21 protein-coding genes and 2 pseudogenes are annotated in these 19476 nt (G+C 61.5%); 6 read left to right on the plus strand and 17 right to left on the minus strand.

Going from position 1 to position 19476, the window contains the following annotated elements; all coding sequences use genetic code 11:
- Positions 1-2: 2 nt before the first annotated feature.
- The 8 genes from WDS16_RS02345 to WDS16_RS02380 all read right to left on the minus strand — a co-directional run bounded on the left by WDS16_RS02345 (position 3) and on the right by WDS16_RS02380 (position 5256).
- The gene (locus tag WDS16_RS02345; RefSeq protein ID WP_338890196.1) at positions 3-941 is read right to left on the minus strand and encodes a polysaccharide pyruvyl transferase family protein; all 939 of its coding nucleotides are present in this window, start codon (positions 939-941) and stop codon (positions 3-5) included.
- Between the two features lie 5 nt (positions 942-946).
- Positions 947-1189 (minus strand): hypothetical protein, encoded by a 243-nt coding sequence (locus WDS16_RS02350; protein ID WP_338890197.1) that lies wholly within the window; start codon positions 1187-1189, stop codon positions 947-949.
- Positions 1190-1287: 98 nt separating this feature from the next.
- Positions 1288-1500 (minus strand): hypothetical protein, encoded by a 213-nt coding sequence (locus tag WDS16_RS02355; protein ID WP_338890199.1) that lies wholly within the window; start codon positions 1498-1500, stop codon positions 1288-1290.
- Positions 1501-1513: 13 nt separating this feature from the next.
- On the minus strand, positions 1514-2533 hold the full coding sequence (locus WDS16_RS02360) for an NAD-dependent epimerase/dehydratase family protein (RefSeq protein WP_338890200.1): 1020 nt from the start codon (positions 2531-2533) through the stop codon (positions 1514-1516).
- A gap of 18 nt (positions 2534-2551) precedes the next feature.
- Positions 2552-3736, minus strand: coding sequence for a glutamate--cysteine ligase (locus WDS16_RS02365; protein ID WP_338890201.1), 1185 nt, complete (start codon positions 3734-3736; stop codon positions 2552-2554).
- Positions 3737-3746: 10 nt separating this feature from the next.
- A complete protein-coding gene (locus WDS16_RS02370; protein WP_338890203.1) occupies positions 3747-3914 on the minus strand; it encodes a hypothetical protein in 168 nt (55 codons plus the stop codon).
- A 9-nt stretch (positions 3915-3923) separates the two neighbouring features.
- Entirely contained in the window at positions 3924-4394 is a 471-nt protein-coding gene (locus WDS16_RS02375; protein WP_338890205.1) for an STAS domain-containing protein, read from the minus strand.
- A gap of 304 nt (positions 4395-4698) precedes the next feature.
- The gene (locus tag WDS16_RS02380) at positions 4699-5256 is read right to left on the minus strand and encodes a DUF6328 family protein (protein ID WP_338890207.1); all 558 of its coding nucleotides are present in this window, start codon (positions 5254-5256) and stop codon (positions 4699-4701) included.
- Positions 5257-5610: 354 nt separating this feature from the next.
- Between WDS16_RS02380 and WDS16_RS02385 the strand changes: the two genes are divergently transcribed.
- Positions 5611-6786 carry a glycosyltransferase gene (locus tag WDS16_RS02385; RefSeq protein ID WP_338890209.1) on the plus strand — a complete coding sequence of 392 codons (1176 nt, stop codon included), beginning with the start codon at positions 5611-5613 and terminating at the stop codon, positions 6784-6786.
- A gap of 69 nt (positions 6787-6855) precedes the next feature.
- On the opposite strand, the gene WDS16_RS02390 is transcribed toward WDS16_RS02385, so the two are convergent.
- Positions 6856-7140: an ANTAR domain-containing protein gene (locus WDS16_RS02390; protein ID WP_338890211.1), complete on the minus strand. Its 285-nt coding sequence runs from the start codon at positions 7138-7140 to the stop codon at positions 6856-6858.
- 244 nt (positions 7141-7384) lie between these two features.
- On the opposite strand from WDS16_RS02390, the gene WDS16_RS02395 reads away from it, so the two are divergent.
- On the plus strand, positions 7385-7804 hold the full coding sequence (locus WDS16_RS02395) for an STAS domain-containing protein (RefSeq protein ID WP_338890212.1): 420 nt from the start codon (positions 7385-7387) through the stop codon (positions 7802-7804).
- Between the two features lie 139 nt (positions 7805-7943).
- Positions 7944-9053 (plus strand): hypothetical protein, encoded by a 1110-nt coding sequence (locus WDS16_RS02400; protein WP_338890214.1) that lies wholly within the window; start codon positions 7944-7946, stop codon positions 9051-9053.
- A 248-nt stretch (positions 9054-9301) separates the two neighbouring features.
- Here the strand turns inward: WDS16_RS02400 and WDS16_RS02405 are convergent, their stop codons facing one another.
- From WDS16_RS02405 to WDS16_RS02425, 5 genes are all read right to left on the minus strand, one after another.
- Positions 9302-11437 carry a catalase gene (locus tag WDS16_RS02405; RefSeq protein WP_338890215.1) on the minus strand — a complete coding sequence of 712 codons (2136 nt, stop codon included), beginning with the start codon at positions 11435-11437 and terminating at the stop codon, positions 9302-9304.
- Positions 11438-11478: 41 nt separating this feature from the next.
- Positions 11479-11751 (minus strand): DUF4235 domain-containing protein, encoded by a 273-nt coding sequence (locus WDS16_RS02410; protein ID WP_338890216.1) that lies wholly within the window; start codon positions 11749-11751, stop codon positions 11479-11481.
- The gene (locus WDS16_RS02415) at positions 11748-12008 is read right to left on the minus strand and encodes a hypothetical protein (protein WP_338890217.1); all 261 of its coding nucleotides are present in this window, start codon (positions 12006-12008) and stop codon (positions 11748-11750) included. Before WDS16_RS02415 ends, WDS16_RS02410 begins: the two co-directional genes overlap by 4 nt.
- A complete protein-coding gene (locus WDS16_RS02420) occupies positions 12005-12442 on the minus strand; it encodes a phage holin family protein (RefSeq protein ID WP_338890218.1) in 438 nt (145 codons plus the stop codon). Before WDS16_RS02420 ends, WDS16_RS02415 begins: the two co-directional genes overlap by 4 nt.
- 131 nt (positions 12443-12573) lie before the next feature.
- Complete coding sequence (locus WDS16_RS02425; protein ID WP_338890220.1) at positions 12574-12870, minus strand: hypothetical protein; 297 nt, start codon at positions 12868-12870, stop codon at positions 12574-12576.
- A 97-nt stretch (positions 12871-12967) separates the two neighbouring features.
- Between WDS16_RS02425 and WDS16_RS02430 the strand changes: the two genes are divergently transcribed.
- Positions 12968-13861, plus strand: a complete 894-nt coding sequence (locus tag WDS16_RS02430) for an SDR family oxidoreductase (protein WP_338890221.1) — start codon at positions 12968-12970, stop codon at positions 13859-13861.
- On the opposite strand, the pseudogene WDS16_RS02435 reads toward WDS16_RS02430, so the two are convergent.
- Together WDS16_RS02435 and WDS16_RS02440 are read right to left on the minus strand one after the other, a co-directional pair.
- Positions 13858-14783: pseudogene (locus WDS16_RS02435) on the minus strand (IS5 family transposase). The gene WDS16_RS02430 and the pseudogene WDS16_RS02435 overlap by 4 nt on opposite strands.
- Before the next feature lie 334 nt (positions 14784-15117).
- Positions 15118-16446 (minus strand): ornithine decarboxylase, encoded by a 1329-nt coding sequence (locus WDS16_RS02440; RefSeq protein WP_338890223.1) that lies wholly within the window; start codon positions 16444-16446, stop codon positions 15118-15120.
- Between the two features lie 147 nt (positions 16447-16593).
- Here WDS16_RS02440 and istA point away from each other — a divergent pair, with 147 nt between their 5' ends.
- Both istA and istB read left to right on the plus strand, forming a co-directional pair.
- Entirely contained in the window at positions 16594-18225 is a 1632-nt protein-coding gene (gene istA, locus WDS16_RS02445; RefSeq protein WP_338887198.1) for an IS21 family transposase, read from the plus strand.
- Positions 18222-19025 carry an IS21-like element helper ATPase IstB gene (gene istB, locus WDS16_RS02450; RefSeq protein WP_338887200.1) on the plus strand — a complete coding sequence of 268 codons (804 nt, stop codon included), beginning with the start codon at positions 18222-18224 and terminating at the stop codon, positions 19023-19025. Before istA ends, istB begins: the two co-directional genes overlap by 4 nt.
- Before the next feature lie 55 nt (positions 19026-19080).
- Here istB and WDS16_RS02455 read toward each other — a convergent pair.
- Positions 19081-19260 (minus strand): annotated as a pseudogene (locus tag WDS16_RS02455) (ornithine decarboxylase); the annotation flags it as partial.
- Positions 19261-19476 lie beyond the last annotated feature (216 nt).

The following is a 19476-nucleotide window of genomic DNA, read 5'->3' on the forward strand; positions in this document are numbered from 1 at the left end:
GATCATGGCGAGATTTGTAGCGCAGCATCGAGTCGTAGAAACTGGTCCGACGGCGGCCCGGCCAACAACGAAGCCTCGAGAGCGTGCCATCTTCCTCGCTCGGACAAAGCCCACTGGATATTTCGGTCCAGTGCGCCGTCAGACACCTCGGTGCACGCGATCACAGCGGGCCACGACCATGCGGTCGCTTGATCGGTCAGCTTTCCTCCGCCGGACACAGGATCGATGCCCACAACTGGAACTGCATTCTTCAACGCAAGCACCAACCCGTGCATACGCATGGTGATAACCGCTGCGCATTTTCGTATCAGGGTTTCGACTTGGTCGGCAGACGACGTCGAGCGCCAACCGCGCGGATCCAACCGCGTGTCGAGTTCGACGAAGGCATATTCGTCGCGTCCTGTAAGCCATTGATCCAACGTCGAGATGACGCTCTCGTGGCGCCGCCGGTGCCCGTACTCGTTCTGTCCCGATGTCAACATGACACCGACGAGCGGGAGATCCTCCGTTGGCACGGTGGCAGACACATCGATCGATGGCACGCTCGAGATCTGATCGCGCGCAATGACGGTATGGAAATCGCGGACCTCTGGCGCGAGCGGGTCGATGACACTGACGCCGAGGGCAATTCGCCGACAATGAGCGAATACACGATGCATTTCCGCGATTTGGTCACCGTGGACTGGGCCGCAAACGAAGATGACGTGGGTGTACGACGCCGGCACGACTTCGTCGTAGATGACATTGCGGGAGATGACGTTCGGAAATGTTGCCGGCGGAATCGCCGAAGCCATGACCGGACTCCACGCTACATCGTGGAAGAGCGCGTTCTCGCACAGATGGCGACGTACGGCTTCGGTGGCCAAAACGTCTCCGGCAGTCGACTCTCCGTGCACGAAGCTGGACCAACCGACGACCAGAATGAGTTGTTCACTGGACATGGCTGCTAGTTGTTGTAGGTCGAAGAGGGAGTGCTCCCGTTCGCGATGACGCGTGCACAGTGACCGCAACAGAAAGTGCGGCCATTCGACTCGACACCATGTCCTAAAATGCGGCAGCCGCAGTGATTACACAGCGGTGCCATCGATTGGACTGCGCACTCGAAACTGTCGAATGTCGCCGAACGGTCACCGCGGGTGATGGTGAAGGTGTTGTGGTATTCGTTGCCGCATGTTTCGCACGTGCCCATTGCCTTACTCCTTAGCTGCCGTCGAGGTGTGAGATGTGCTTACCGCGGGGTAACCGAACGAAACCTCCTCGGTAGCGATCGCCATCTGCAAAACCCGATCACACCATCACCCACCCGAGTCCGATGAGCCCGAGAGTCATGAGGCCACAGACCAGACCGAGCAAGGGCGTCGCCACCACGGCTCCCAGAATGGCAAAGCCCGTCAGAATTGCAGTGGTGATAAGCAAGAGACGCGTCAGCGCGCGCACTCTCGAAGCGGAGCGAGGCAGATAGGCGCCGCCGACAAGTTCTGCGGGTGGCGTCGGTCTCATGGAAGCCCTCTCGTCAGAGTCGTACATCGTTGCCGGCCAGCGGGGGAGTGTCGACACTGCTGCTGGACCGGTTTCCTTCGAAGAACTCGGCTAGCGCCTCGGTCGCCGAAAACTCCGGGTGCCAATCCAACTCGGTTCTCGCGCGCTCGGAATCCATGACAGGTATGCGAAGGACGGCATCGAACAACCCTGGGCTGGTCGGTACGAGGTGCAGCCGCCATAGTGCGGCCAGCACAGAACGGACGACGGTTGTGGGCAGGCTGATCAATCGAGCACTCAGAAAGTCGGCCAGTATGTCAGGGGTCAGAATTGGTTCGGCGGCGATGTTGAAGGCGCCATGGACGTCTCGAACGGCCGCTTCGGCGAACGCTCGCCCCACGTCGAGCGAGTGAACCGCCTGCATGGTAAGTCCAGGCAGATCGGGGAGTACCGGAATCAACCACCTTCGGAGCAACTGCCGTGGAACCAAGGGGCCACCGAACAGTCGGCGTTGCTCGTCCGCGGCCGACCGCTTGAACAAGAATGCGGGGCGCATGCGTACGACGGAGATATCGGGCCGGCCACACTCGAACGCATCGAGTGCTTGTTCCAGGTAGGCCTTTTCGCGTGTGTAGGCGGAGCCGGGCCATCCGTTCGTAGGCCAGTCCTCGTCGACGCCGGGAAACGACTTCGGTCCTGGCGAGTATGCGCCGACCGACGACGCTGTGACGAGTTTGCGCACTCCGGCTCGGTGCACGGCCTGGAGGACTGCCAACGCTCCGATCACGTTGGTGTTCCACGTCGAGACTGGATCGCGGGTTGGTTGAAACCGCCACGCCAGATGGATCACTACATCGGCGGTGGAGAAGATCGGAACGAGATCGTCATCGGCGATGTCAGCGGCCACGAATGTCGTTTTCGGCGCGCGCCAGGACGGCGTACGACGAGATACTCCGACTATCGACTCCACACGTTCGTCACGCGAAAGTGCTTGTAAGACACTGGTACCGAGGTTTCCGGTTGCACCGGTAACAGCAACGGTCAATCCAGGCATGAGGCCCTCCTCGTCGTGTCAGCTCACCGCGTGTGCAAGCGACGCGCTCCAGTCCGTCGTCGTGGACCTGGCAGCGTGTATCGCAACATCGATTGCGTTTCCGCTCGATGCCATGACATTCCGCTGGCGTCTCGCGCCGTTACCGAGATGATCGAGCCGTTCCAACGCGGTCTCGACGTACCGCGCATCGCCTGCATACACCAGAGCAGGTCGCACATACTCGACGAGCTGACGTAACAAGGTGGACGCAGGTACGCACGTGCCGAGTTGGACGTCGACACCCACTCCGTCGAGACCGTGCACGCGCGCGCAGTGGTACGCCGATGCAAGAATGTGGTCTGCGGGGCGAGGTGGCGGAGCGCCGCGCTCGTGCGCCCACTGTGAGGTCAAAACGAGTCCACGTGCGAGTGCCGCAAGCAGGGCGGTCTCGTCAGCGACGGCGGGCACATCGCCGACTCGGAACTCGATGGTGGGTTGGTGATTACTAGGGCGCAGGTCCCAGTACAAGCCGGCCTCGTCCAAAATCATGCCGGTCTCGACCATCGAGGCGGTGATGTCGTCGTAGTGATCGACAGAGTGCAGATACGGGGGCGGCCCTGCCGTCGGCCACCTGCCCCACACTGTGGACCGCCAGCTGGCATGGCCGGTATCGACGCCGTCGCTCACCGCACTGTTGGAGGTCAGCGCCAACAGTGTGGGAAGCCACGGCCTGACGAAGTTCGATATCCGGACAGCGGTGTTCTTGTCGGGTACTTCGACGTGAACGTGGCATCCACAAGTAGCGTCACTGTTGGCTAGCGAACCGTATGCGCGGAGCATCTGGGCGTATCGGGGGCTGTCTGCGATCGGCAGAGGGCCCGGTTCACCACGAGCGATCGGTGACATTCCTGCGGCGAGCAGGTGGGCGTCGTGCGACAGGGCGACGGCGGCCAGCGTCGTGCGAGTATTCACGACGTGTTCACGCAGGTCTCGGATCCTCTGCACACGAGGAGAATTGGTCTCCACCTGTAGAGTGGTCAGCTCGGTTACCACGTCGAGGCCGATGTTCTTGGCGTGTGCGATGACGGATTCGTTGGCCGGTATTGGCCTCAACGTCGTGGCGTCGAGCAGAAAGAACTCTTCTTCGACTCCGACCGTTGGTAGAACGCGTGGTGTCATGCTCTTCTTTCGTGTGGCGGCAACCAGTGTTGTCATATCGGCCATGGTGTCTCCCTTACAGCCCGCGACGCCGCAGTTCGTTGGTCAGTCTCGTAACGGCTTTCTCGATAGCCATGATGGTGTCCGGCGAGGCGCCCTCTCTCAATGAGCTGCGCCGCAGCTCTCGAGCTTCGCACAATGCAATGTCGATCTCCGAGATCGAGAGCTCCCTGATGTTGCCCATCTGTCCCCCTCATGCGGTGACGGCGGCGTCGTTGGATGCTGTGTCAATGGGGTGTTCTCGTGGCCTCATGGCAGCGTGGATGGCGGAGGCAACAGAGTCGTGACATTCGACGCCGCACCGGCCCCACGAACTTTCCAAATGCTCACGCAAGCCGTCGGTACATGCAATTATCGCCCGGCACCGATGTGAGGCGAGACGCGTGGCGGCAGCGGTGAGTACGGATGTTCCAGTGGCGTCAACGTATTCGACGTCCAGAAGGTCGACTACGAGAGACCGGCCGCACACGATAGCTTCAGTCACGCATTCCGCGAACACCGCCACGGTCGACTTGTCGATATCACCGGCAACTCGAATGACAACCGGCCCGCCGATGGGTTCGTCGACCGACATGGCAAATGTGCCGTCTTCGAGGTGGTTGGGTCCGCAGAACGACGAGCGGATCGACTCGGGCCCACTGTGGACCGATAGTAGAAAAACCATGCCATTCACCTCCGTTGTCAGTCGACTGGAGGTGCTGAATGCCGCGAGCACCCATTGGGTGCGAAAGTGGCGTAAGCCGAACTCGCAGTCGCTGGTTCTTGACCACGGGCTGCTCTTCAACCGCGTGCGGTCAGTGTAGCCCTGTTTTCGCGGTTCAAACACTCTCCGCTGCAATCCGTTTGACATTTTGAACCTCGAACGATCGAGCAGACCGGTAATACTCTGCGAATTCCGTTACCCGGTGTGAACCTCTGCCGAATAACCGGACGCGGTCCTTTTTTACCGGTTGACAGTTTGCTCGAAGTCAGTTTTGTCCGATAAGTGCTTCGGGCGGGTTCTTCTCTTCAGGACGCATTCGGAACGGGATGATTGCCCACAACATGACGAATGCGGTCAGTGCCACCACGCCGCCGACAAGTGCGGCGTAGCCGCTCATCACGACCTCGGAGATCAGTACGACGACACCCGTCAGCGCAAGGCCCAAGAATGTCAATCCTGCGCCTGTGGAACGGTGCGCTGCGGCGACCAGTTGGGCCAAGGCCTTGCGTCGAAACAGCAACCGATGCATTGCAACCGGGGCCACGAGGAGAACGGTCGCAGCGACGGCTGCGGCGAGGGTCGACACGTACGTCGCGCGAGCGTATACGGGAAGTCGATCGAACGTGTCTTGGAAGGGAAGGATCAAAAGAAATCCGGTGAGTAGCTGTACGCCTGTCTGAACGACTCGTAATTCTTGGAGTAGACAGATCCAATTGCGGTCGAGTGTTTGGGTCGGGCTTTCGCCCCGGTGCTCACGGTTGAAGTCGCAGTGAGCGCCGGCGCCTGCGGTCACCTCGCGTTGGGCGTCGTAAGTTCGGAACATGATTACTCCTGCGCATAGGGAAGCAGACGGGGTTTCGTGCTGGGCAGAAAATCGGTTTCCCGCGAAGTCGGCGTATAAACACCGACTTTGGCGTGGTGATGCCCGTCGGGTCTTATGGCGTACGGGTTTCGCCGCAACGCCGGAGGCTCTATGGTGGGGAGTATCGCACCAGCCGGGGCGCGGGGACAGAAGTGAGTCTTCAGGCGCACGGCAGGCCCAACAGCGGGCACAGTGCGACAAGCACGTCGACTCCAGGACCGGGTCGGCATTCCCTCTACACCTGCGCAGGGCTTGGTGGCTCGCGTCGGTGGGTGTGTGCCCGATCCGGGCCGTGCGTTCAGCAAGGAGGACGACATGCATGTAGCCCTTGTGTCCGAGTGCGTCCGTACACACGACGAAACGACGGACGCCGAAGGCCCCCACATTGCCAGTCTCGCGAACTCCCTCGTGCGGCGAGGGGCCAAGGTCGACGTCTATACGCGCAGACAGAACCCAGTCGACGACAGTGAGTTGATCGGCGGTGACGGCTACCGAATTATCAAAGTCGATGCAGGTCCGGCGAAGCCGTTGCCGGATGAGCGAATACTGCCCTGCATCGGAACGTTCGGCTCTGTTCTGCGCGATCATTGGGCGCTGGACCGGCCCGACGTGATCCACGCGCATTCATGGGTGCCGGCGCTGGCCAGCGTTCTGGCAGCTCGCGAAGTGGACTCGCCCGCAGTCGTGTCTCTGCACGAACTTGCCCAGGGCGGGACGTCGGGTGTTCCTCGCGCGTCTTTGGAGCGCAAAATTGCGCGGTCAGCAGATCGATTGGTTGCCTCGTCGTCCGAGGAATGCGAACACCTGACCCGATTGGGTGTTGCACGCTCGAAGATCTCGATCGTGCCGACTGGTTTCGACCCGTCCATGTTCGCCCCATCTGGCGCGGCCGAGGCGAAGAAATCGCAGCGGCGGCGGATTGTCGTCGACAGTTCGGAGCCGGGTGTCCAGATGATGATCGAGATTCTCGAAAAGATGTCCGACGTCGAGCTTGTGGTCCTCGGTACTGCCCCCGATATGCGCCGTCTCCGCAAAGTTGCCGCTTCGCGGAAGGTGACGAGGAGAGTCGTGTTCACCGGCCCGATTCTGCGTAGCGATCGGCCTGCGCTGCTCCGCTCGGCGGATCTGTTCGTGTGCACGTCCTCCTCCGAGCCGTCCGGCATCGCAACCATGGAAGCAATGGCCTGTGGTGTACCGGTTGTGGCCTACGGAGTCGGTTGGATGCATGATTTAGTCGTCGACGAGGTCACCGGGAGACTGATCGACCCGCCCAACCGACGAGAGTTCGTGCGGGCGATCGAATTGCTCGTCGCCGACGAACTTCAACTATTCGCCCTCGGAGTCTCGGCGGCGGATCGTGTGCAGTCGAGATACTCATGGGATCGAATTGCGGACGATATGACTCGGTCGTACGACGCGACGGTGCGTGGACATCACGACCGATCGCATCCCACGGCCCCGATGCCGGAGGCACGCCGGTATGCGGTCTAGCTCGCGATCGTCCGAAACGCGAGTACGGCGACCCAATCGCCGTCGTAGACGCGCAGCCGCCGTGATCGGTTACTCGTCCGACCGGCAGTTGCTCCGTCGCTTGATGTCCTGAGATGAGCAGTCACTGTGCCCAGGCTGCGCGACCGAGTCCACGATCGCAGCGGCGATCTCGCTGACCTTGATATTTCGGTTCTGCGACTGTTCGGACAGTACCGCGAACGCGTCGTCGGCGTTCATGCCGCGGAGCGCCATGATGATCCCTTTGGCCTGCTCGATATCCGCGCGGTTCTTCATCGCGGTGTGGAGACCGTCGACTTCTTCTCGAGCAGAGTGCGCGCGTCTCGAAATCTGCACTGCAGCTTCGATTGACGTGACGAACAGTGCTACCAGCAAGGTAGGCAGCGCTGAACAGCGGCCGCGCCTCGACCGAGTGCGGTCCATCTTATACAGGTGCTGTCACGAAAACTGGACCGGGATCACCGTCGCACACGCCGGACAGCAGTAGTATTCGAAACGGTTGGTGGAGAAGAAGCCAGCGGTGTCGACCGCAGCCATTTTCTGAACCCCCTGCGGTCGTACGACTCTGGAGGTGCTTGCTATGAGCCTGCGGTCGATCCGAGACTCTTTTTCGATGGCGGTGGACGAATCCCCGGGCGGACCCATCGTGATCACAGTGCAGGGCGCAGTATGTGCCAGAGGCAACGCTCGACTCTTTACCGAATGTCTCACCGGCACAGTGGCCGCATACCGGCCGATAGTGATCGATTTGGTCGCCGCCACCGCCGTCGACGGTGACGTCATGTCCGCGATTGCCGACGCCGCCAGTCGGTTGGCGCACCGACAGTACCGGACCGTCATCGTTTGCCGCCCTTCGATGACGGCTCTGCACAGTCTGGTGCAAGCCGAGCATGTAGACGTCGAGTACGTGGACACACCCGGTTCAGTTTTCGAAGAAGCGAAAGCTTCGCAAGGTGAACCCATAGCGGCGACCGATGCACTGTGGGGAACGTATTTATAGCCAGGCTTTGTGGCTAGGAGAAAAAACAATTGAGCGTCGTGTCCGCGACTTGTTGCTATTGGCAATCACTCGTGAGTTTCACGCGGCGGCGCGGCGGGCACCCGTTGGAATACATCAGACGAAGAAGGAGTGAGTGCTCATGGACACAGATCGGTTTCGTACCCTCGTAGACGAGCCCGGTCCGTTCGCGACGGTGTACTACGACGATTCGCACAACACCGCCGATGCCACGGCTGTGTCCGAGCTGACGGTGCGGGCCGTTCTGGAGGCATTGAACTTTCAGGGCGCCGACGACGCGTTGAAGAACGCCGTCGAAGATGCGCTGACGGCATCGCCGCCCCCGGCCGGGTCGAGTGGCCGCGCCGTCATCGTCGGACACAACGGGGTGATGCTGGACGAGCAACTGGTACGGCCGGCAGTCAAGACCGAAGTGCGGCTATCGGCCCTGCCATATCTGGTTCCGTTGGTGGAGCACGGTTTCGAGCAGGTTCCCTATGTGGTAGCCGTCGTCGATCACGAGGGTGCCGATGTCAGCGTGCATCGACCCGACGCCCACACGACACATACGTCGGTGGACGGTGGCGGGTACCCGGTCCACAAGGCGTCGGGAGCGGAGAATTCAGGCTACGGAGACCCCCAACCCAGGGCCGAAGAAGCTGCGAAGAAGAACCTTCGCGCTGCGGCCGGTCGAATCGACAGTCTCGCCGAAGAAGCCGCCGTCGTATTTCTCGCCGGTGACGCGCAAGCTCGCGCCCAGTTGCGCGAACACCTGACCGATCGGGTATTGGAACTGTCGGCCGACATCGACGGTGTCACCCGGTCGGCGAAAAACGAACCCGATCAGTTGCGCAGCCAAATCGACGAAGAATTCGCCCGTCGACGGCTCGCGGAACTGGACGACGCCGTCGCACGCTTTCGGCAGGAAGATGGCACCGGCCGTGCAGCTCAGGGTGTGCAGAGTGTGACGCGGGCGCTACGGTCGGGCAACGTCGACACACTGATTGTGGGCGATCTGCAAGGACGAACGGTTGCAACGGCCAAGGGTCTGCTGGCACCCGATGCAGACACTCTGTCGGAGTACGGGGCCGAGGAGGCATTGGTTCAACCTGCGGACGAGGCAATGCTTGTGGCCGCTGTGCGCATCGGGGCCGCGATCGTTCGGACGGACGAGAGATTCGACCCCGACGACGGCGTCGCCGCGGTACTCAGGTACGACGAGTTCAGTTCTGCGCCGCCCAACGGCGTGTGAGCGACACCTGCGTATAGCGATCGTAGGCGCCACCGGCAACGTCGGCGCCGGCTTCCGGCGGGATCCATGCACCCGGTGCGTACGGGCAGTGCTAGACGAGTATTGGCCGCGAACGGGCGTACCGTTCGGCGAAAACCCGCCGCTGCGCGCTCGCACCGACAGCCGCCGCGGCCTTTCGGCAGAACGTGCCGATTGTCGACGCGTTGCTCGATGCCGGCCGATCCCAAAGCAGGCGAAAGGTCCGAGCGCTATTTGCGAACCCGAGGACTGCGCTTCTTGGCTGGTACCCGCGCATCGGTGGACGGCGGCACCACAGACCCCATCACCGCTGACGCGCGGTCCCACGCGCGGTGCACACCGACGGCATCGAGGAACTCGTCGTTGAATGCCTTCACCGCAGTCGCACCGATGACGACGCCTGGCGCCGACTCGTCGATACCGGCGGCTTCGAGCAACACTGTGCCGTCTCCCCAGGCGCCGAACGCCTTGCAATGGCGAAATGCCTCCTGCAGCATCAAGATCAACTTGATGTCGGTCGACGGTGTCGTACCACCGGCGACGACGATGGCGTCGAATTCGATCGATCGCACCGTCAAGAACGAGCGTTCGACAATTTGCCGACGAGCGCCCTTGCCCAAGAATCCGCCTGTCGCAGCAATCACATGCACCGTTGCTCCGCGGGCTGCCGCGGCTTTTCGCAGCTTGTCGATACCCGAGAGATCGGATCCCGAGTCGGCGACGACACCGATCTTGCGGCCCGCGATCGGCCCCGGTGTATCGATTACCTGGGACAATGACGGTGAGAGCATCACATTTTCGGCCGGAACTCCTGCAGGAGCTGGCAATCCGAGTCCCTCGGCCACGCGCTCACACAGGTCGGCGTCGACGTTCGCCAGGACGGCGAGCTCACGTTCCTTGATGTTCTGCTCGTACACCTTGCCGAGCTCGAAGGTGAACGCCTCGACGAGATGCTCCTGTTCCACGCCGCTGAGGCTGCGATAGAACATGGTCGGCTGCGTGAAATGGTCGTCGAAGGACACTGGGTTTGCCCGCACCGCCCGGCCCTCGATCAGACGCTCGGTCTGGACGTACCCGTGATCATCGTTGTCGGCATCTACCGGTTCGCCCTCGTCGAGTGAGTTGTCCCGATACGGGGCGACACCTGTATGCACAGCTGTTTGATGCATGCCATCACGCAACATGTCGTTCACCGGTGCGTGTGGGCGATTGATCGGCAGCTGCGCAAAATTCGGCCCGCCGAGCCGGGTGATCTGAGTGTCCAGGTACGAGAACAGACGTGCTTGCATGAGAGGGTCGTTGGTGACCTCGATACCGGGAACGAGATGCCCGGTATGGAAGGCGACCTGCTCGGTCTCTGCGAAGTAGTTCGTCGGATTCGCATCGAGAGTGAGCTTGCCGATCGGTTGCACCGGGACGAGTTCCTCCGGGACGATTTTCGTGGGATCGAGAAGATCGATTCCTTCGTACGTCTCGGTGCCGTCGTCGGGCATGACTTGAATACCGAATTCGTATTCGAGCGGGGCACCCGCTTTGATGCCGTCGGACATGTCCCGTCGGTGGAAGTCGGGGTCGACACCAGCGGCGATTTGGGCTTCCTCCCAGACAAGCGAATGCACGCCGGCGACGGGTTTCCAGTGAAACTTGACAAGCCTGGTCTCGCCGTCCGCATTCACCAGCCGGAAGGTATGGACGCCGAAGCCCTCCATGGTGCGGTACGAGCGGGGAATACCCCGATCACTCATGTTCCACATCACGTGGTGTGTTGCCTCGGTATGCAGAGAGACGAAGTCCCAGAACGAATCATGTGCCGACTGTGCCTGCGGTAGTTCGATATCCGGTTGGGGCTTTCCGGCGTGAATGATATCCGGGAATTTGATGCCGTCCTGGATGAAAAACACGGGAATGTTGTTGCCGACGAGATCGAACGTGCCCTCGTCGGTATAGAACTTCACGGCAAAACCGCGAGTGTCTCGAACGGTGTCGGCCGATCCGCGCGAACCGAGAACTGTCGAAAAACGTACGAAAACGTCCGTTTTGCGACCCTTCTGGGCCAAGAATCGTGCTTTGGTGACCGTTCCAGCGGACCCGTACGACTCGAACGTACCGTGAGCAGCCGCGCCACGTGCATGGACCACGCGCTCGGGGATGCGCTCGTGGTCGAAATGTGTGATCTTCTCGCGCAGGTGAAAGTCTTCGAGCAGGGTGGGGCCGCGGTCACCGGCCTTTAACGAATGGTGGGTGTCGGGCAGACGCAGCCCCTGTGCAGTCGTCAGGAAGCTTCCGTCTTGCGCGGCAGTGTCCTGGACTCCTGTCGGACCGTTCGGCGCGGGGGACGACTGATCTGGGCGTGGTGTGGGTGGCATGGCAGATCGCTTTCGTGGTGCAGAAGTTGTAAAAGGTATGGCTACTGCGGATTCTCGTGTGTGATGGCCCGGTAGCCGGACGCGCCGGCGCGGTCCACCGCAGCTTTGACGATGCCGAACACTGCGCCATGAATCGCGGCAGCGATCAACACTTCCTGGACAGAACGCGACAGGTCCTTGGGCTGGGGCGCCTCGACGTCGTTGTCCCCGAGGTACTTCCAAACTTGCTTGAACACCATTCCTGCCAGTACGCCGCCGAGGACGCTCGTCGCGAGCGAGAGCGGCTTGTAGAACGCTTTCGATACCGCACTCATCGCCACACCTTCTTTGCGTGCTTGCGGCGTAGTACTACAGTCACCACGATCCCCGCGACCACCGCCCCTACGATGCCTGCGACAGCGCTCGGGTGTTGCTGCGCGGCGTTGGTCGCTCTCGTGGTCTGAAACACCGCTTCATTGCTGACCCGAGCTGGAATATCCGCTTTCGCCGCCAAAGTCGATACAGTGTCCGCTATCTCGGCTCGCTGTTGCTCGGCAGATGTCGACTCGGATGATGCATGGTTCTCATTCATTGCATTCCCTTCTTCACGGCCTCGATATCCTTCTCCACGCTTGCCGCCGTGTTCTCAGGGACAGGCGGCAGCGCGTTCTTGGCCCGAGACGCTCCTAGGGCGGCCAACACGCCGCCGACCACTAGAACGGCGACTGCCACGATCAGTGCGGCCAGCCACGGATCCAGGACTGTGGCAAGGCCCAGCACCGCGGTGGCAATGAGTGTGGCCGTACCGAAGAACAGTAGAAGCGCGCCGGCACTGGAGATCCCGATCCCGACGCCGAGACGTGAGCCCTTGTTTTTGACCTCTGCCAGGCCCGCATCCACCTCAGTTCGTACGAGCGTGCCGACTTGGTCGGTCAGTCGTTCGATCAGTTGAACGGTAGACAGATCGTCGACTCTGTCGTTCGGTGATGTGTCTGTTTGGTGCGTGTGGACCGATTGCTGGCTCATGACGTGTCCTTTCGCTCGAGCAGGGGCTTGTTCCAAGCTCTACCCGCTGTCTCGCGAATCAATCACTATCGCCGAAGTCGATCGTCGCTGACGAGAACCTGTTGTCAGCTGAGGCGGCGGACCCTTTCGTCTTACGCGCCCGCCAACGGAGGCGTACCGGCGTCGAAAATATCCACGAAGGACGCGTCGTCCATGATCCGTGCGCGTTTCGCAGCAGCGGAGAGCACCACCCAATCGCCAGGGTCGCCGACGACGTGCCCGAACGACACGGCTCCGTTGTCGTGGGCCGCGGTTATGCCGTTGTCCGTAAGCCATGCCGCGACGGCACCGCTGTTCGTTTGGTCGATACGAACAGCTGTCACTGGTAAGCCCACGTATCGGCGGGGCGACAGCCCCTTCTCCCATTTCTCGTATGCAGAGTTGGTCATGTCCATAGCCTACGTTCAGTTTTCGCGGGCGTGCTTAAGTTTCCGATGCGCGGGTAGCTCACTCGATAGAACATCTACCATCGACGAAGGAGCGGCAATGGCGTCCGACGACACCGACCAGACACGCACCGATCAACTGCAGCTACAGAACCCGGTGTCCCGATACCCCGCCATCGAACCACCGGAACAGACCCAGAAAGAGCCCGGTCTAGGAACCGAGATGACACCCAAGGCGGATATCGGAGAGTTCTCGTACACAGGCACCGGCCGTCTGATCGGGCGTAAGGCGCTTGTCAGCGGTGGAGACTCGGGAATCGGTGCGGCAGTCGCCATTGCTTTCGCACGAGAGGGCGCAGATGTTGCGATTACGTACTTGCCGGACGAAGAAAAAGATGCTCGCGATGTCCTGCGGATCCTCGACGGTACAGGCCGAAAAGTCGTCGGTATACCAGGTGATCTCAAAGACCCCGACTTCTGTGTCCGCGTCGTCGACGATGCAGCGAAGCAGCTCGGTGGCCTCGACATCCTGGTCAACAATGCAGGAAAGCAAGTCGATGTGTCGACGTTGGAAGAACTGTCGGACGACCAAATCGAACAGACTTACCAGACGAACATCCTGGCAATGTTTCGGACGTCGAGGGCAGCGCTCGCCCACCTTCCCGCCGGCGGCACGATTATCAACACAACGTCCGTAGTGGCGTACATGCCGTCGCCGACTCTGTTGGACTATGCGTCGACCAAAGCTGCGATCAACAACTTCACCAAGGGGCTTGCACAGCAAGTTGCTGAGAAGGGAATTCGGGTCAACGCCGTGGCGCCGGGGCCTATTTGGACACCGCTGCAGCCCAGTAAGGGTCAACCAACCGAGGCGCTGCCCGAGTTCGGGAAGAGCACCCCGATCGGACGAGCTGGGCAGCCGACCGAATTGGCGCCCGCGTACGTTTTTCTGGCGTCGCCGGAGTCGAGCTACGTACTAGAGCGTGTCTCTTAAATTGGGTCCGTTTTCGTTTTCATCGCCGGGCGGTGGTTGTGGTTGCGGGAGTGCAGAACTGCCGCGCACAGGACAACGCCCCCGAGGAATGTCATGGCGTACTTGTCATATCGAGTGGCCACACCACGCCACTGTTTGAGCCGCCCGAAGCCACGCTCGACGGTGTTGCGGTGCTTGTACATCGTCGGATCGAAACCCGGTGGACGACCACCGGCGGACCCCTTGTCGGCCCGTCGCTGCTTCTGGTCGCTGCTCGGGAATGGTGTGTTTGATCTTGCGGCGACGCAGTTCGGTGCGGGTACTGGGATGGGTGTACGCCTTGTCGGCGAGCAATCGGTAGTCCTGGTCCCCACCGGCAGCTCGGTGGGCATCGAGCAACGGCACCAACTGTGGATTGTCCCCGGCTTGCCCACCGGTCAGCAGCATCGTCACCGGCGAGCACGTCAGGTCGGTCAGTGCATGGATCTTCGTGGTGAATCCTCCGCGAGATCGACCCAACGCGTGGTCAGCGGGTTCGTCGACGGATTTCTTGTAATTCGACAAGGCCCCCTGTGAGAGTGTCGGCTCGCGCACCGGCCGCATGCTGATGCGCCCGGACGCTGGTCGAGTCGATCGAGAGCACCGCCCCGATATCGCCGTCGAGTTCTTCCGGGTCGAGACCGAACACCTCGGCCACCGCGGCAAGCATCTCGTCGTAGGTGCCATCGAAGGACCATCGGTGGTGGCGTTTCCACACCGTCTGCCACGGACCGAAGTCCTCCGGCAGATCTCGCCACGGACACCCGGTACGGAATCGGTATGCGATGCCCTCCAGAATTCGCCGGTGCTCGGCGAACCGCCGCCCACGTTTTCCCACGTCGGTGGGTATCACTGGCTCGACGATCTCCCAGAACTCGTCACTGATCACTCCCACGCGCGTCATCGAAATATCATCGCTGACAGCACCTCTCAAATTTGGGAGACACGCTCTAGGCGCGACCATTCACGTCGACGGCGGTATGCCGACGCCGTAAGGTCGTCTATCTCATGAGGGGACCGAGCGGCGTTGGGCAAACAGGGCCAAGCGGCGATGGCAGGCGCAACGTCTACTGCAGGAGGCGGTCAGTGAACACGGACGCTGGCGAGAGCCGATGATGAACGAGTTGCGTGGCAACGGAATTGCGCTGATGACCTCGTTGAGTGACGACTCCTCGATCGGACGTCGCCTCCGATTTGTCAGCGAGAGACGATCAGGACATGGGGCCTGCCAAACGCGGTCATCGTTGCTTCCTTCCCTCGGTCGTGACGCGAAACTTCTTCAAGGTGCGGTCTGTGGCGTCGGGGATGTTCATACCGCCGGCGATACCCGATGTCAGGTAGTCGACGACTCCTTCGGTCAGTCTCTCGCCGGGTACGACCGCTGGGATTCCCGGTGGATACGGCGTGAGTTGTTCCGCCGCTATGCGTCCTGGTGCCTCGGCAGGATCAACCAGTTCCGCTTCTGCGAAGAACGCATCGCGTGGCAGCATCACCGAGTCGAGCGCGATCTCATTCGGATCCGGCAGCTCGATCGGCGTCGGAGCATCGAAAGAGGCTGTAGCTCTGCTCAACTGTTCCAAAGCCGATGTGAGCAGTTCCGTGGATCGAGCGGTGTCGGCGATGGAGAGCGTTGCCAGAATTCGTCGGTGATCGCTCATGCCAACGTCGAGTCGGTGGTGCTCCCGGAGCCAATCGGCGCATTGGTATCCGCTCGCGCCTGTGGCGGATACGTCGATGAGTACCTGCAAGCGGTCGAGATCGGTCGATGCCTCCGCCCCCAGAAGCTCTTCCTCGAGAACAGCTAAACCGTCGATCGAGTCGATGTACGCTCGGGTGTCTCGGGCGAGATCGAGGGCGTCGCCGAGCAACTCGTGTCCATGTTCGACCATCTGCCGTCGCCACCCGTCCATCGCGGCATAAATCAGGACGTTCGGGCTGGTGGTCATCAACAGGTCGGCGCACAGAGCGACGTGGCGATCGTCGACAAGGTCTCCTTGTAAGTGATAAACCGAACCCTGCTCGAATCCGGCACCCATCTTGTGAACACTGACGACGCAGATGTCAGCCCCGGCGTCCATCGCCCACGTCGGTAGGTCGGGGTGGAAGGGCAGGTGAGCTCCCCATGCTTCGTCGACGATGAGTGGCTTACCGCGTTCGTGGCAGATGTCGGCAATCGCGGAAATGTCGGCGCAGGTTCCGTAGGGCGTGGGGCTGACGATGAGTGCGCCTGCTGCGTCGGGATTGTTCTCCCAGGCTCTGCGAATCTGCTCGGGTGACGGTGGATGCGAGATGTGGTGTCGAGCATCCCACCTCGGGGTTATCCACCGTGGCCGCACTCCGCTGAACACGAGGCCGGCAGTGATCGCCTTGTGACTGTCGCGAGCGACGAGGAGTCCACCGTCGTGGTTTCCGGCGACGGCCATCATGGCTGCCTTCACGGACAAACTGCTGCCGCACGTGGAGAAGAACGCGGAGCGAGCGCCCACGGCGTCGGCCATCAGGTCCTCGGCGTCAGTGAGGTAGTTGTTGGTGGACCGTCGGTCGTCCATGTCGTCTGCCATGAGCATGGGACCAGCTTGACCTGATTTTGCCAGGGTGATGGGACCACCTGGATTGCCAGTTATGGGACCACCGGCGCGCCTTGCCGGTGGTCTCGTCGTTTGCTCGTTCGATCGTCTGTGACAGCACCAAGCACGTCACGGAGGTCGGTGAGCATGGCTTTTCGGGAGATCAGTGTGAACGAAATCAGAGAAGTACTGCGGTTGTGGCTCGGGACGCCAGCATTGCCGGCTCCCGGTTCACGCAAGATCGCCGAGCATGCCGGGGTGGACCGTAAGACCGTCCGTCGGTACGTCGAGGCAGCCCAAGGAGGTGGCCTCAAGAGAACCGACACTGCCGCTGCGGTGAACGATGATCTCATCGCCGCGGTCGTCGATGCTGTCCGTCCCGACCGACCGCACGGTCACGGCGCGGCATGGGAGCAGCTCGTGCCCCATGAAGAGCAGATCACCAAGTGGGTGGCAGGCGATGGTGAACAGAAGCCGCTCACTATCACCAAAATCGAAGTGCTGCTTGCCCGTAAGGGCTGCGTGGTGCCGTATCGGACGTTGCACCGCTTCGCCACCGAGCGGTGCGGTTTCGGCCGCAAGAACCTGACGGTCCGCGTCGTCGACGGTGACCCGGGGATCGAATGCCAGGTCGACTTCGGCTACCTGGGGATGCTCACAGACCCCGAGGACGGTCGCGCTCGCAAGGTCCACGCCCTGATTTTCACCGCGGTCTACAGCCGGCACATGTTCGTGTGGTTGACGTACTCGCAGACGTTGGTGGCGGTGATCGCCGGCTGCGAAGCAGCGTGGAAGTTCTTCGGCGGAGTCTTCGCGGTCCTGATCCCGGACAACCTCAAACCCGTTGTCAACGAGGCGGACCCGATCACTCCGCGATTCACCGATGGCTGGCTCGACTACAGCAATCATGTCGGGTTCATTACCGATCCAGCGCGGGTCCGGTCGCCGAAGGACAAACCGAGGGTCGAACGCACCGTGCAATACGTGCGCGGTAACTTCTGGGCCGGTGAACGATTCACCAGCCTCGCGCAAGCGCAGGAGGCGGTGGTCCGCTGGTGCGCCAGCACCGCGGGCATGCGCATTCACGGCACGACCTGTGCACGGCCGCTGGAAGTGTTCGAGGACTTTGAACTGCCGGTATTGCTGCCGGTTCCGGCGGTCTACGACGTGCCGATCTTCAAGGACGTCAAGGTCCACCGCGATTTCCACGCCGAAGTCGCACGCGCGTTGTATTCGCTGCCGCAGCAGTGGATCGGATCGACCTTGTCGGTGCGCGCGGACACCGAACTGGTGAAGTTCTATCACCGCGGCACCCTGGTCAAGATTCACCCCCGTCAGCCTCCAGGTGGCCGCAGTACCGACCGCGACGATCTCCCCGAACACAAAACCGACTACGCCTTGCGCGATGTCGCCTCACTCATCGCGAAATGCACCTCACACGGGCCGAACATCGGCATCTACGCCGAACGAATACTCGATGACCCACTGCCGTGGACGAGGATCCGCAGTGTCTACCGACTTCAAGGACTGGTCCGCCGCTACGGAGCCGAACGGGTGGAACAGGCCTGCGCGCTTTCGCTCGATCTCGATGTCGTCTCCGTCACCAAGATCGCCTCGATGCTCGAGCGCGCCACCGAATCCACCACGCCGGATCTACCGAAAGCAGTCGGACAATCATCAACGCGGTTCTCCCGCGATCCAACCGAATTTCGTTCTACTGCAACCACTTCACTGTCCGTCGTAGACGGCAGCACCGCACCTTCGGAGGGACGCCCATGACCACCACTCGCACCGCAGGCACGACCGAACCGGTCGGCACCGACCTCGTCCGACTACTCAAAGCCCTCAAACTCGGCGCGCTCGCCGACACCTTGCCCGAACGCGCTGCTCTGGCCCGCCAACACAAGCTCAGTCACATCGGATTCCTCGAAGTACTCCTTGCCGACGAAGTGAATCGCCGCGACTCCCGTTCGGCGATGCTACGGGCGACCAAGGCGGGGCTCGATCCGGCGATGGCCTTCGATTCCTGGAACGCACTCGACGATCTCCGGTACGACCGGACACTGCTCGGCGATCTGACGTCACTGCGCTTTCTCGATGCCCACCAGTCCGCGATCATCCTCGGGCCGGTCGGGGTCGGCAAAACTCATCTGGCAACAGCATTGGGACACATGGCAATCCGAAGACGACACAGTGTGCTGTTCGCTCGATCGGACAAACTGTTCACCAGGCTACGAGCAGCGCGACTCGACAACACCGTCGACGCCGAAATCCGGCGACTGACCGCAATCGAAGTCCTGATCATCGACGACTTCGCGCTGCGACCACTCGACGCCACCGAGACCAGCGACTTCTACGAACTGATCGTCGAGCGCCACCGGAAGAAAACCACGATCGTCACCTCGAACCGCGAGCCATCAGAGTGGCTGACCATGACCGCCGACACCCTCCTCGCCCAGTCAGCCATCGACCGACTGACCTCCGCTGCGCACACCCTCATCATCGAAGGACCGTCCTACCGCCAACGCACCCGCCCCGGAACAGTTGACGAAAACACCGACAACACGCATCCTCAATAACGCGCCACGGTGGTCCCTACCCTCTGGCAATCAGGTGGTCCCATCAACCTGGCAAGCGACAGTCCAATCCACCCGATGCCAGGAGGTCGGCACGGAAGCTGTCCGCGCCCAGGATCGCGGTCACGCGCGGGTCGATGCCGACGCCCTGCCGGTGGGCGGGCGGGGTGAACCCGTAGCGTCCGTCACGGTGGTAGGCGGCGATTGCGTCCAGCAACGGCGTGTGTGATTGGTCCACGTGACTCCTCAGGGGCGATCTGTTGGTTGGCTCCGCAGTAATCCGTACCCCGAATTGCACTGATTTATCACCAACAGATCAACTCGCTCCCGGGTCTTCGTAGAGCGCGCCGTTGCTATGCACTATGTCGTGGGCGCGCGACGAGATCGACCGCGAATCCGCGCAAGTTCGGGGCTGAAGTCGAACGGACGCATCTTCGGTGGATACCTGCTGTTG

The organism is Rhodococcus sovatensis (assembly GCF_037327425.1).
GTDB classification, from domain to species: domain Bacteria; phylum Actinomycetota; class Actinomycetes; order Mycobacteriales; family Mycobacteriaceae; genus Rhodococcoides; species Rhodococcoides sovatense.